This is a genomic window from Nostoc sp. (assembly GCF_036917575.1).
Taxonomy (GTDB): domain Bacteria; phylum Cyanobacteriota; class Cyanobacteriia; order Cyanobacteriales; family Nostocaceae; genus Nostoc.
Window position 1 is genome coordinate 1 of the sequence record NZ_JBALDC010000040.1, and the last position, 13,061, is coordinate 13,061.

Below are 13,061 nucleotides of genomic sequence, written 5' to 3' on the forward strand. Positions count from 1 at the left end.
AAATTGAGAACGTTAATTCGGTACTTTCTGTCCGTTGTGCTTACCTTAATGGAACACTCACTATTTGATGTTTTCGCCAAAGTGGGATGCTCCCGAAGGAATGTATAGTGGGAGCATCCCTTTAATGTATGGTGTCCAGGCATAAGTCGTAAACTCAAAACTTCCAAGAAATTCTCCCTTCGACCATCAACGGACTACCGGGAATCACACGTGAAATATCCGCAGCCGTTTCAAAATAATCGATATTAAACAGATTTCGGAAATTAAGCTGTGCCCCGAACTGTCCACCCTTGTAGAACAGAGCCGCATCAGTGCGAAAATAATCTGGCAGTCGAAAACTATTCAATAAATCTCCTTCTCGCTCTCCGACGTAGAACAATCCCAACCCAACCCCAAAGCCTTTCAAGCCGCCCCTTTGAAATTCATAAGTTGTCCACAGGTTAAGGGCATTCTCTGGTGTACTATACAGCCGATTCCCAACGCGATAGGTGTTGTCTTTGGTGATGCGGGCATCGGTGTAACCATAGCCTGCATAGATATTCCATCCCGGCAAAATCTCGCCAGTCAGATTCAATTCAATGCCTCGACTACGCTGCTGACCGGTCTGAATCGAATAATCAGCATGGTTTGGATCCTCTGTTAAAACGTTGTTGAGTACGATATCGTAAAAAGCGAGGGTGGCAGAAAGACTTGTACTCAAATCTGCTTTCACACCAACTTCGTACTGTCTGCCTTGCTGTGGGTCAAATAGGCTGTTATCAAAGGCTCTGCCACCGTTCGGAGCAAAGGAGCGACTATAACTGCCATAAAGCGAAATGGCTTTGTTCGGCTGGTAGACAATGCCAACACGAGGACTAAACGCATCACCTTTTTGGGAATCTGAAGTATCGGCAAGTATATCTGCATTCCTCTGTCTAAAAAGATCAAACCGTCCGCCCAGTAGTAACTTTAAATTCTCGGCAATATTGACTTGATCCTGAATGTAGATACCAAGTTGATCGGTTAATCTAGTAGAAGAACCCAAATTACTGGGATCATCATTTGGTACAGGAACCCGTGGTGGCAGACGATACACGGGGTTAAATATGTCAAATGCTGCCGCTTCTCCGAACTCACTGGTATACAGTGGGTATCCACCCTGACTGAGATCGACTCCAAAAAGTAACCGATGTTGAACAGGACCAGTTAAGAACTTGCCAATCACATTGGTTGTTAGGTTATAGCTATAATTATCAAAAACTTCAGCTATAATAAGGCGATCTAGGGAACGGTTATCGTCTAGAATCTCACTGCCCACATATCGAAAACTATTACCACGCACGTAGGAGAATCGAAAGGCGTTGCGGAGCGACCAGTTGTCGCTAAATTGATGCTCCAGATTGTAACCAAGGCTACTGGTATTGTACTGATAATAGTAATTAGGCTCACCAGTACTTCGGTTGATGGGGATTTTACCATTTTGGTTGGGAAGCACCGTGCCTTGAGCTGGTAGACCCAAGTTAAACCCATCGACACGCGAATGCCTATATTCTGCGTCTAGAGTTAATTTTGTTCTTTTGCCAATCATCAAACTTACCACCGGGGCAATCGAATAACTTTTGCTGTTCTGAAAATCGACGAAACTACCCCTGTATTGGTAAAAGGCATTCAAACGATACAACACCGTTTTGGACTCGTTTAAGGGTCCAGATAAATCTATCGCACCACGGTAAGTGCTGTAGTTGCCAACGGTGGCATCGACCTGATAGAAAGGATCTGGAAGCGGTTTTTTTGTAATCAGGTTGATTGTGGCACCTGGAGAACCTAGACCAAACAGCACTGATGCTGGGCCCTTTAGAACTTCCACTCGCTCAATATTAGCCAGATCAGCTGATTGAGAACTGTTGGCATCAAACAAACCATCTCTGAGATAACTACCAGCAAAACCTCGAAGCACAAAGTTGCTTGATTGAAAACCGGGAATCTGTGTAATATTCGCTCCACTCACGTTTCTAAGGGCATCTTGAATGGTGGTCGCTTGTTGGTCGCGCAAGACTTGTTGCGGGATTACCTGAATCGATTGCGGAATGTCGCGTAGAGGAGTGTCAGTTCTGGTAGCAGTTGATCCATCTGTGGCACGGTAATTATCTTGTTCCCCAGTCACCACTAACTCAATCGGCTCATCACCCGAAGCTGATGGTTGAGTTGGTTGTGTCTGATTCTGTGGCTGACTAGTTTGGTTTGGTTGTGTTTGCGGTTGCTGCTGTGATGACGTGGCAGATGCAGCACTTGCAACAGAGAAAATTATCCCCTCATCAGGACTATCAAACAACTCCACAACTGGCAAATTCACTTGGCCTGTAACACTCACCCTGATGGTATTGGCATCAAAGTTTGTCACCGTGATTTCGCTAACACCCGCTATTGGTTTTTCTGAGCGAAATGTAAACGCATCGCCTGACGGCAGGCGCAGTTGGGCATTCGGAATATCAGTGATAAAGTTATTGCCACTGGAGCGATTTACTAGCTGCAACTGTTGACCTTTTGATGTCTGTAAAATCAACTCCACGCCTTTAGAGGTGGGGTTTGCTTTGACAGCTGTAACTTGGACAATTTCTGATGTGGGTGTTGGCGACTGCACCAATAACATTCTCGCGCTAGTAAAAACTGGTTCTAGCTCGCTTAATTGCTTAATCCTCCTATTTGCATGAGTTGCTGGCAATTTTATCTGGTGTTTCTGATTTTCTTGGTTGTCTGTCAGATTTTGCCTCTTACTAACTTCCTGTGCTAATACAGTCTGTGCAAAAAATACCGACATCAAAGTAGCCGCCAACAATGACAGTTGCAAATTCCACATATTTTCCTCACACCAAAATAAATTAAGCAGGCGTTAGCAACAGAGCAAATATTTTTGCTTGCTAGTCAAGAAGATTTCTCAACTTGCTCTTGCTAGTACAATACAGGATTTCAGTCCAAAAAATGGCTCCTAAACGGAATTTTTTTGCGCCTTAATTGGAATTTATGAGGGGGTGACAAGACAGCTAAGAGCTTTGACCTTCTTATAGATAGAGTCTTATTGACAACTGGAGTTTAGTTTAGTCCGCGGTGCAAAACTCTTTTTGAGTCAAAGTTAACTCTCATTAAGCTCAGTTATTTGAGAACAAGCTATGATTTTTTGTGAATGACTAATAATTCTCCTTTGTCCCCTTGTCTCCCCTGCTTCCTACCGCTTCACTTAATACCTTATAGCTAAAGCAAAATGCATAATTAGTAAGAGGTGGCAACCTCCTGCGTTGGAGAACTGTCTCATCTTAAAGTAGTAGATGCCATAATCCAGAGCGTCAATTAGATACTAGTGTGATTAGATGATCGGTATGAAATTCCAACTTTACTTAGGCTCTTTATTTTCTCAGATTAAAATACGTTATTGGTGGGTCAGTATCTTTTTGTGGATAGCTTTGGTTGCTCCAGCCCAAGCGTCTGTAATCCTACGTGTGGCAATTGAGAGGGGCGTTAATCAGGTAAAAGTGGGTAGTTCCACTACTGGGATCGTTAAAGATAGTACTGGCCGGACTCTTGGACAGTTGCCAGCAATGAGTGCATATTATGCTCAAGCCGTTCCTGGCGGAGTTGCTTTAGATAAGTGGCAGTCTGGTTTATTTTGGATTGAGCCAACTGGCAAGGGATTTGTTTATATTGGCGATCGCTGGTATCGGGGCAGAACTCTAGTTGTCCCCACAGAAAAAGGCTTAACCGCCGTTAACTGGGTTGACGATCAAGAATATCTCTACAGCGTTCTTGGTGGCGAAATGGATGCTAGCTGGCCCCAAGAAGCTTTAAAAGCCCAAGCGATCGCAGCCCGCACTTATGCCCTTTACGAACGGGAAAAACAACGAAATAATCCCGTTTATGATTTAGGTAATACGCCCGATCGCTGGCAAATTTACAAAGGTGTCATTAGTGAATCTCCTGCTACTTACACCGCAGTGGATTCTACTCTAGGGCAGGTACTAACTTACAAAAACCGAATTATTCTCTCAGTCTTCCACGCTTGTTCTGGCGGACACACTGAAAACGTAGAAGATGTTTGGGGAAGCAGCGAACCTTATCTACGTGCTGTTCAAGACTACGATCAAAATATCCGCGAGTGTAATTGGGTGAAAACCTTCTCGCCCAGTGAAATTAGCGTTAAATTTCCTGAGGTGGGCAGTGTGACGGCGATGATTCCAGAAACATACTCACCTTTTGGCAGTGTTAAAGTTTTAAAAATTGTCGGCAACAAGGGCACGAAGGTGCTACAGGGCGAGCAAGTACGAACAGCCCTCAAGTTAAAAAGTACCCGCTTTACCGTCACCAAAGGAGGCGATGGTAGTTTTGTACTGCAAGGACTTGGCTACGGTCATGCTTTAGGCATGAGTCAGTGGGGGGCGTACAATCTGGCTCGGCAAGGAGTGAACCATTTGCAAATTTTGGGACATTATTATCAAGGTGTAGCCCTAACACCGATTCAGGCGAAGTAATCAGGGATTGGGGATTGGGGATTGGGGATTGGGGATTGGGGATTGGGGATTGGGCAAAGGAGTACTGAGTTTATCTCCTTGTCCCCTGCCCCCCTGCCCCTCTACCCCTCTGCTTCCTATTCCCCACTCCCACGTTCTAACCGCCGTTGCCATTCAGCGTCAATTTGTGCAGAACGTTCAACTTCTTGGTCGAGTAAGTCAGTTTCGCTAGAATACACTAAATCTTCGTTGCCGATGACTTTTTCTGCGGCAAATTGTTGGGCATAGTCAATTTTTTGTTGCAAAGGTGCATCAGGACTGGCCAATTGCCTTGCTCTGGAAAGCCGTTCGCGGTTGCGATCGCCAAATTGGCGATTACGCCACTGAATCCAGAAATAACGCAATAACGGTATGCCTAAAAAACCTGCTCCGTAAGCCAATAGCAGCCAATAAATTCCTTGTACAAAAGCTACCAGTCCACCTAATTGAACAGCAACAGTTCCATCCCTCAATAAACTTCCCAGTACTAAAGCACCAACAAAATTTAGTATCCCTAACCCAGCACTCAGCATAATTTGCCCGGAACTTGCAGCGCTAAAACGCCAGGGAAATTCCTCCAAGTGATCTGATATTGCATGACGGCGCTTTTTAACTGCACTCACCTGCAACTCTGGGAAGTAATAAACAATTTGTCCTTCTGGGCTTACTCCTGGTTGCCCATTAAATCGCGTCAGAACGGGCAGCATATAATCTTCGTACTCTCTTGTGTATCCCTGACCAATGTCATCCAAATATGGGGCAATTTGTTCTGCCACCACTGCACCACGGTTACTCCGAATCACCGTAGCAATTTCTTGCCAGCGACGTTCTTCTAAGTTGGCGTTTGGATTACCATCGCCAAACAAAAACGAAAATACAGCTTCAAAGAAGTTCAGATTGCTTTCTTCCCGGCTTCCACGTTGCGGTTCCTGGTAGTGGGTGTCATAATTTGGGCTAAGATACCAAAATAAATTTGGAAAATAGAAGAACCCGCCACCGCCGGAATTACTGCCCCGATTGTCGCCGTTACGGTCTGAATTAGCAGCAGTAATGATAATAAAGATAGTAATAGTTATCAGGGCGATGGAAACAGTTAAGAAAATTCCAAAAGAAATGCGAATCAGGTAAAACAGAACACTCCAGACCTTTTTCCACCATTCCTGCAATCGTAAACGGAAGTATTTATTACGCAAAATTGCTCGAAAATTTTGTGGAAAAAGGAAAATTATATCACCGGAATCCGCTACCTGTAAATGTCCGCCAGCATCAGATGCCAGGGCTAACAAACTTTGATTAGCTTCAGCGACGTTCAATCCTGCCTGAGTTGCCACATCACCAACGGTAACACGGTAGCCCAGTTGTTCCACAGCTTGCATGATGGTGGGACTGGGAGCCATTGCTCTCCCCTCCTGTTAAAACTTATTCCCTTTTCTTAAGTATAAAGTTTTATTTTGAGTGACTTAGCAGGGATGATATGAGGTAACAATTCAAAATTCAAAATTGTTTGCACAGCATTTGGTAGAGAAGAGAGTTTTAGACTTTAATTTCAACTCCCACTCTAGCTTCCTTCCCACAGAGTAGCTGAGTAAAGTCGGAACCACTAAACTTTCCCAAACTACGTGTTGACGTTCGGTCTGAAACCTTGAATTGACTACACAATCAACAATAGTCTGACACGCAAAATGATATAATTACTTGCCTTGGCTTGATTAAATCAGCAAATTTTCTGCTCAAATATGGTTCAATACACTCTCGCTCAAAGCCCAGAAATTATCCTTACTGTTTCTGGAAAAGATTCAGCTAAAGCCCGTGATAAAGCAATGGATCAGCTAATGGAACTGATGGATGCAGGTAAGCTACCCACGGAACTGGAAGAAGGATTTGGCCCTCAACAATTAATTGAGGTAAAAGAGTCAACTATTGATACTGCTAATGGTGAGGATACAATTACACAAGCTGTCCAGATTCTGAGTAACTTGGCAACGCTCAAGCTGAAAGTTCAGGAATCACGATCTGAAGCGTTGGAAATTCGCAAAGCTATTGATATTCTGTTCACTGATGAGTCGGTGACTGAAGAGGAAATTACTCGACTCAAGGAAGGTTTTAAAGTTCTCAAAAATTTTGCTCAAGCAAATGTGCGTTACCAAGAAGCGCGGTCTAAAGCAGAACTAGCCAGGCAAACTCTAGATCAAGCTCTCAAATCCTCTGACAAGTAACGTTTACAGGATTATATGCACTGAGATACATCTTAAAAATGCAATTAAAAAATCTAGAATGCAATTTGAAAAACCTGCATTCTAGATTAACTGGGGCGCTAGGATTCGAACCCAGGGATGGCGAGACCAAAACCCGCTGCCTTACCACTTGGCGACGCCCCAACAATTTCACTATGCTTAGTATAACACTTAGTCTTGGGTTAATGTCAAGTACTTTAATAGTTGATTTCAGATAATGGGTTTTTACAGCAGGACATTGATGAGTCGGAATCTTTACATTTAGAATCTTTGATCATTTTGTTGAGGTTGACTCCTTGATTTTTGATGCTTAAGGCATAAAATTCTTTCCTTGGCATCTAAAATCTGCTTTACTTGATGGGTAAACGCCTTAGATGTCGTCTCACCTATTTCTTGTTCTTTACTCCCCAGTCTCGTGAAGGAAAACTGCTGCAATCCGACTTGATGATAATAGTTGTTTAGTAGCTAGCCATATAAAAAGTGGAATAGTCTTTGCATAGCGGCCGCAAAGTCGGCGCGGTTCTTGAATCCATCGATATAGCCATTCAAGTCCTAAGTCTCGAACTATGCGGGGTGCCCGCTTATGAATTCCGGCATAAACTGGGAAAACTCCACCCAGTCCAATCATTACAGCTTGTATTTTGCCCTTATGTTGAGCTATCCAATTTTCTTGTTTGGGACATCCCAGAGAAACTAAAACAGCGTTAGCACCACTAGAGTTAATCTTTTTAACCAAAGTTTCGTCTTCAATTTCCGTTAGAGGACGAAAGGGTAGAGGTTCCATCGCCGCAATCTTTATCTGCGGAAATTCTTTCTCTAATCTGTTTTGCATCCTAGACAGAATTTCTGTTTGGGAACCTACAAAGAAAATGCTTAGATTTTGTGTTTGAGTTCGCTGACACAATGCCAAAAAAATATCCATCCCTGCCACACGGTCTTGGCAAAATGCTCCCATTTTTCGCATCATCCATACCAGAGGCATACCATCAGGAGTAACTATATCTGCATTTCGCAATATGGTGGCAAACTCTGGATTCCAATGGGCTTCAATAAGCATGTGTACATTGGCTACATACACAGTTTTGCTTTCACGCCTACTTGCCCACTTCAGTATTGTTTGTATCTGCTGGTCAAACCGTAAAGCAGTAATAGGAAAATCAAGCACTTTTTTAGTAGGTAGAAGCACTCTCGCCACCATCAATAACTCCTGTATCCAAGAAAACAATTCATAGATTACCCAAACCAATCCAAATTATTTAATAATTCGGATTGGATGACTCCTGACTTTTTGTAGGCTTGTGTCATTGTTGGAAGTTAACACGTGGAGGTGCAATTGGCTTTTAGTATACTTTTAGCTTAATCGGTAATACTAGAATTATTTGCTGCTGTGTCTTAGCTTACTGTTTTATGTTAAGGATTTTAGACATTGCTTGACAAAATTCATACTTCCTTCATAATTGATTTTTAGTTAGTTCATCCAAGCATTACAATTGCAATAAATTCCTAGATAAATGCTGTATATTAAGTAGTATATAGTACTTAGCTTCTTAAGTAAGAAAGTAAAATGCTAGTTATTTAGTCTGCTGATTTTATACGTAAATATGCGCTTAAGAGCTTGAATTAAAATTAGTATATGTTAAAGAACGGCTAATAACTTTTGATTACAATTTACAAATTTATGACAGATTTAATTTAATCTCTGTACTGATGAAAAATCTCTAGATTTTATTTTTCTCTGAAATAAAAGCCCAAAAAATAAGGGAAAGATAAATTTATCTTTCCCTGCTCTCTCGTTTTTGTTATTGTCTGGCTTGTTACTTTCTTTAAGTTTTTGGCGTAACATTTGCCTTTGCTTTTTCAGTTGACGCTTCCTAGCAGAACCGCCTCTACCTTTATCATTTCTGCCTTCTTTACGGGGAGATTCCCATCTTTTCAGGCGCATAAATTTTTTACCTCTTTAGCAACTTGTTTAGTAGTGGGCAGGAGGAGAATCGAACTCCTATGACCGTAAGGCCGCCACATTTTGAGTGTGGTGCGTCTACCAATTCCGCCACCCGCCCTTATATCTAATCTTAACTAGTATACACTAAATTAAGAGATTTTGTAACAAGTATGAAAATTATTTCTCAAAGTTTTGCTGGAATAATAGTTTTCAGAATCTCCAGCTTAAAGGCGTGGCAGGTTCAATAAACTAGGGTCAATATCCTGTATTTTGGCACAGCCGCTAAGGGCCATTCCTACATTTAACTCATCTTGCAGCAGTGAAATGATATGAGATACGCCGATTTGTCCGGCTACCGCTAGTCCCCATAAAATAGGTCGTCCGATCAGTACTGCTTTTGCTCCTAATGCCAGAGCTTTGAGAATGTCTGTGCCTCTACGAATGCCTCCATCCAACACGACTTCTACTTTACCATCGACTGCGGCTACTATTTCAGTCAGGGCATCTAAAGAAGCGATCGCACCATCAAGTTGTCTGCCACCATGATTGGAAACAACAATTGCTTTGGCTCCATATTCTACAGCCCGCACAGCATCATCTGGGCGTAAAACTCCTTTGATGACTAAAGGTAGCCCAGATAATGACTGCAACCATTCTAAATCGTCCCAAGTGACTGCTGGGTTGAGCTGTTGGGCAAAATAGGTAAATAACCCAGATTCACCTTTTTCATGGGAAATATCTAGCCCTGAGATGCTCGCAAGATTAGCCAGATGTAAGTCTTGCGGTAAGGCAAACTCATTACGTCTATCTCTCTCGCGCTGTCCGAGAACGGGTGCATCTACAGTGAGACAAAGTGCTTTGTAGCCTGCTTTATCAGCTTTTTCTACCAAAGCGCGAGTTAATCCCCGATCTTTATGGATATAAAGCTGGAACCATCGTAGAGAATCTGGAAACTGATTACACGCAGTCGCCACTTCTTCAATGCTCTTTGTTGCCATTGTACTTAACACCATGCCCACACCAGCTGATGCAGCAGCTAAAGCTGTGGCAACTTCTCCGTCTGGATGGGCTAGACATTGAAAAGCCATCGGTGCAATTAACATAGGTAGTTGCAGGGGTTCTCCTAAAATGGAAGTACTTAGATTGCGATCGCTCACATCGACTAATATCCGAGGTCGCAGCTTGACTCGCTCAAAAGCAGCACGATTATCTCGCAATGTGATTTCGTCCCAAGCACCACTGCTGTAGTAATCAAGTGTCGTTTGAGACAAATGTTTTTTTGCTAGCTGTTCGTACTCAAAAAGGTTGATGGGTTGAAAGCGATCGTCTGTAGATAAGTAGGTAGACATAATTAAATCTAAGATAAAACTTTTGTTCGTAGTCAGCGATTTATCGCTCTGCATAAGATTTTAAATGGCTAGAGCCGCTGACTACGATTATTCCTTGTCAAGGCTTTTAGGATAGTTGTATTTATTTTTACTCACTTGGTTAGCGATCGCTCAACTGAATTTATGTACTGAGGTGTTGCTCAAACAGTATAAAAATTGCTCCCAAAAAAAAGACCTTTGCTTTGCGCCAAAAGTCTTTCCGTTTCAGAACGTTGTAAAATTTATAAGCAACGTAAAACGCTGATATGGTTAATTTAGTGGCTTCTATGCCATGAACGCAAAAATAACAACCCAATTACCAATTACATACTGACCATTATTATTACCCTTATACTAAAAATGCGTAGGCGCAGCCCGCCGCAGGCATCGCCAACATTTAAGTATAGACCCAGAAATCTCATCCTGCAACCAAAACTTCGTCTTAATGCAAGGTTTTAGGAGAAATTTTCCCAGGATTGGGCAACTAATTGAGTTAACCAGCGACGTTGTTGCTGATCCAGGAGTGGATCGTCTGCTAACAACTGAGCGGTCAATTCTTCCAAAGATTGACCCTGAGCGCGGACAATTTTAATGACTCCAGCGATCGCACTGGCAACTAGTTCTTCATCAATTGGCTGTTGTCGCAGAGCGATAATTTCTTGGGGACTGTCTGGAATGGGATAATTCATGGCGTGGGTTTACAGAAATACAAAATGAACAATAACTTTGACAAATTCTTAAAATTTCTTCACTGAATCTTTACGAAACTAATAGGGCGGAGTGTACCTTACTTTATGTCTTAAGAAAATCTGTCTTAGTGAATAAATTGATGGGAGATGTCAGGAAAAAATGAAAGAAATACTTTATTTAGAAGTTCCAACTCCAGATATAGAATCTGTGCGTAGTTGGTTACAAACAGATTTTGAACCTGGAAATGGAGAAAAAGTGCTTACCTCGGAAGGCTTTCGCCTTAAAATAGCTAGTAGCACCACACCTGCTGGAGTGGCTTTTTCCGAAAACTTGTCTATAGAACTTTCGGTATTTATCTGGTCGGTGCAACGAACTACCTACTTGAAAGTGTTTCGCTGGTCAGAACAACCCTTTCCCAGTGAAAAACAAATTCTGCAACGCTTGACCAAAGAAATCAGAAGCCGTTTTCCGCATCATTACCCAGAACCGCCAGCAATTGATTTATCCCAGCAATCAATATTTGCCGCACTCGGCTCTACTTATCCCCTTACCGTCAAGTATTTTCAGAAAATGCCCAACGGTGAATATGACCTAACTCGTGCCTATTGGTGGGAACAACGATGGCGCGAAGGGGTGCAGAATCCGCAGCAGCCGCGTCGAGTGGTGTTTTCCAGTCAAAGGGACTGGGGACTGGGGACTGGGGACTGGGGAAAAGGTAATCCCAATACCCAATCTTTAATCCCTAATTCCCAGTACGACATCATCTATATTGGCGGCGCATTAGGCGTAATCCATGCAGCACTAATGGCGAAACTGGGATACAAAGTCTTGCTGGTGGAACGAATGCCCTTTGGGCGGATGAACCGAGAATGGAATATTTCCCGCGACGAGATTCAAAGCTTAGTTAACTTGGGTTTAATCACCCCCGCTGAGTTAGAAACCATCATTGCCAGGGAATACAAAGATGGATTTAATAAGTTTTTTGATGCTAATAATCCAGTCAAACTGCGATCGCCCATCCTCCACACACCCACAGTCCTAAATTTAGGCTTGGATTCCGAAAAATGGCTCCAAATGTGTGGGCAAAAACTGCAAGCCGCAGGCGGTGAAATTTGGGATGAAACAGAGTTTATCCGTGCAGATATTGATATATCACAGGTAGTTTTACAAGTCAAGCACTTGCCCAGTCAGATTGAGAAGCAAGTAAGTGGACGATTGCTAATAGATGCAATGGGAACTGCATCCCCGATCGCTTGGCAATTAAATGGTGGTCGTGCCTTTGATAGTGTCTGTCCAACAGTGGGAGCGGCAGTTGAGAGCGGATTTGAGCCGGGAGTATGGGATTCCCAATATGGGGACGTTCTTTATAGTCATGGGGATATTTCACGGGGAAGGCAGTTAATTTGGGAATTGTTTCCCGCAGCAGATGATGAACTGACGATTTATTTATTTCATTACCACGAAGTTAATGCTGAAAATCCTGGTTCTTTGCTGGAGATGTACGAGGACTTTTTCACGATTTTGCCAGAGTATCGCAGATGCGATATGGACAAATTGGTGTGGAAGAAGCCGACATTTGGGTATATACCAGGGCATTTTAGTGTGGGAAGTCGCGATCGCACAGTTGCCTTCGATCGATTGATAGCGATCGGTGATGCGGCATCACTCCAATCTCCCCTCGTTTTCACAGGTTTTGGTTCCTTAGTTCGCAACTTAGAGCGCTTAACAACGCTGTTGGATACTGCCCTCAAACATGAGTTGTTGAGTTTCCGCCACTTAAACCAAATTCGCGCCTATCAAACCAACGTTTCCGTGACTTGGCTCTTTTCCAAAGGCATGATGGTACCCACAGGGAAATTTTTACCACCGCAACGAATTAACGCCATGCTCAATACCTTTTTTGGGCTATTAGCAGACGAACCGCTAGAGGTGGCAGATAACTTCATCAAAGACCGATGTGATTGGTTAACCTTTAACCGTTTAGCACTGAAAGCCGCTTATAAAAATCCTGCCTTGCTTTTATGGATTTGGGAACTTGCTGGCCCTAGAGATTTAGTGCGATGGCTTGGTAGTTATTTCAACTTCGGTCGTCATGCCCTGGTTAGTGCTTTATTAAGTCCGTGGTTCTCACGCTTCTTGAACCGAGTAGGTTTTTGGCTAGAACCCCGGAATCCAGGCTTGTGGCTGTGGTTATTGGCGATTAATTATGCGATCGCCACAGGCAAACCGCGATCGCCCAGCCAGGTAGCAAAAACCAACCCAGAAGCCATAATTCCGAAGTCAGAAGCAAGGATTCTGAATTAATCATTGG

The 13,061-nt window shown here is 43.0% G+C and carries 9 protein-coding genes and 2 tRNA genes; 3 read left to right on the plus strand and 8 right to left on the minus strand.

What is annotated here, in order from left to right; genetic code table 11:
• Positions 1-154: 154 nt before the first annotated feature.
• Positions 155-2,836 carry a TonB-dependent siderophore receptor gene (locus V7K79_RS09850; RefSeq protein WP_335047063.1) on the minus strand — a complete coding sequence of 894 codons (2,682 nt, stop codon included), beginning with the start codon at positions 2,834-2,836 and terminating at the stop codon, positions 155-157.
• 517 nt (positions 2,837-3,353) lie between these two features.
• Here V7K79_RS09850 and V7K79_RS09855 point away from each other — a divergent pair.
• Positions 3,354-4,499 carry a SpoIID/LytB domain-containing protein gene (locus V7K79_RS09855; RefSeq protein ID WP_335047065.1) on the plus strand — a complete coding sequence of 382 codons (1,146 nt, stop codon included), beginning with the start codon at positions 3,354-3,356 and terminating at the stop codon, positions 4,497-4,499.
• Positions 4,500-4,615: 116 nt separating this feature from the next.
• On the opposite strand, the gene V7K79_RS09860 is transcribed toward V7K79_RS09855, so the two are convergent.
• A complete protein-coding gene (locus tag V7K79_RS09860; protein ID WP_335047067.1) occupies positions 4,616-5,914 on the minus strand; it encodes a hypothetical protein in 1,299 nt (432 codons plus the stop codon).
• A gap of 339 nt (positions 5,915-6,253) precedes the next feature.
• Between V7K79_RS09860 and V7K79_RS09865 the strand changes: the two genes are divergently transcribed.
• Positions 6,254-6,733, plus strand: a complete 480-nt coding sequence (locus V7K79_RS09865) for a hypothetical protein (protein WP_335047069.1) — start codon at positions 6,254-6,256, stop codon at positions 6,731-6,733.
• A 90-nt stretch (positions 6,734-6,823) separates the two neighbouring features.
• Here V7K79_RS09865 and V7K79_RS09870 read toward each other — a convergent pair.
• The 6 genes from V7K79_RS09870 to V7K79_RS09895 all read right to left on the minus strand — a co-directional run bounded on the left by V7K79_RS09870 (position 6,824) and on the right by V7K79_RS09895 (position 10,749).
• Positions 6,824-6,895 (minus strand) — tRNA-Gln (locus tag V7K79_RS09870).
• Between the two features lie 256 nt (positions 6,896-7,151).
• On the minus strand, positions 7,152-7,949 hold the full coding sequence (locus tag V7K79_RS09875; RefSeq protein ID WP_335047071.1) for a WecB/TagA/CpsF family glycosyltransferase: 798 nt from the start codon (positions 7,947-7,949) through the stop codon (positions 7,152-7,154).
• A gap of 489 nt (positions 7,950-8,438) precedes the next feature.
• Entirely contained in the window at positions 8,439-8,693 is a 255-nt protein-coding gene (locus V7K79_RS09880) for a hypothetical protein (RefSeq protein ID WP_335047073.1), read from the minus strand.
• 34 nt (positions 8,694-8,727) lie between these two features.
• Positions 8,728-8,811 (minus strand) — tRNA-Leu (locus V7K79_RS09885).
• Between the two features lie 106 nt (positions 8,812-8,917).
• Positions 8,918-10,042 (minus strand): alpha-hydroxy acid oxidase, encoded by a 1,125-nt coding sequence (locus V7K79_RS09890; protein WP_335047177.1) that lies wholly within the window; start codon positions 10,040-10,042, stop codon positions 8,918-8,920.
• 473 nt (positions 10,043-10,515) lie between these two features.
• Positions 10,516-10,749, minus strand: a complete 234-nt coding sequence (locus V7K79_RS09895; protein ID WP_335047075.1) for a hypothetical protein — start codon at positions 10,747-10,749, stop codon at positions 10,516-10,518.
• A 160-nt stretch (positions 10,750-10,909) separates the two neighbouring features.
• Between V7K79_RS09895 and V7K79_RS09900 the strand changes: the two genes are divergently transcribed.
• On the plus strand, positions 10,910-13,054 hold the full coding sequence (locus V7K79_RS09900) for an NAD(P)/FAD-dependent oxidoreductase (protein ID WP_335047076.1): 2,145 nt from the start codon (positions 10,910-10,912) through the stop codon (positions 13,052-13,054).
• Positions 13,055-13,061 lie beyond the last annotated feature (7 nt).

Coding starts and splice junctions, on each gene's coding strand:
- V7K79_RS09850 (WP_335047063.1), bottom strand. CDS start 2,836: ATGTGGAATTTGCAACTGTCATTGTTGGCGGCTACTTTGATGTCGGTA.
- V7K79_RS09855 (WP_335047065.1), top strand. CDS start 3,354: ATGAAATTCCAACTTTACTTAGGCTCTTTATTTTCTCAGATTAAAATA.
- V7K79_RS09860 (WP_335047067.1), bottom strand. CDS start 5,914: ATGGCTCCCAGTCCCACCATCATGCAAGCTGTGGAACAACTGGGCTAC.
- V7K79_RS09865 (WP_335047069.1), top strand. CDS start 6,254: ATGGTTCAATACACTCTCGCTCAAAGCCCAGAAATTATCCTTACTGTT.
- V7K79_RS09875 (WP_335047071.1), bottom strand. CDS start 7,949: ATGGTGGCGAGAGTGCTTCTACCTACTAAAAAAGTGCTTGATTTTCCT.
- V7K79_RS09880 (WP_335047073.1), bottom strand. CDS start 8,693: ATGCGCCTGAAAAGATGGGAATCTCCCCGTAAAGAAGGCAGAAATGAT.
- V7K79_RS09890 (WP_335047177.1), bottom strand. CDS start 10,042: ATGTCTACCTACTTATCTACAGACGATCGCTTTCAACCCATCAACCTT.
- V7K79_RS09895 (WP_335047075.1), bottom strand. CDS start 10,749: ATGAATTATCCCATTCCAGACAGTCCCCAAGAAATTATCGCTCTGCGA.
- V7K79_RS09900 (WP_335047076.1), top strand. CDS start 10,910: ATGAAAGAAATACTTTATTTAGAAGTTCCAACTCCAGATATAGAATCT.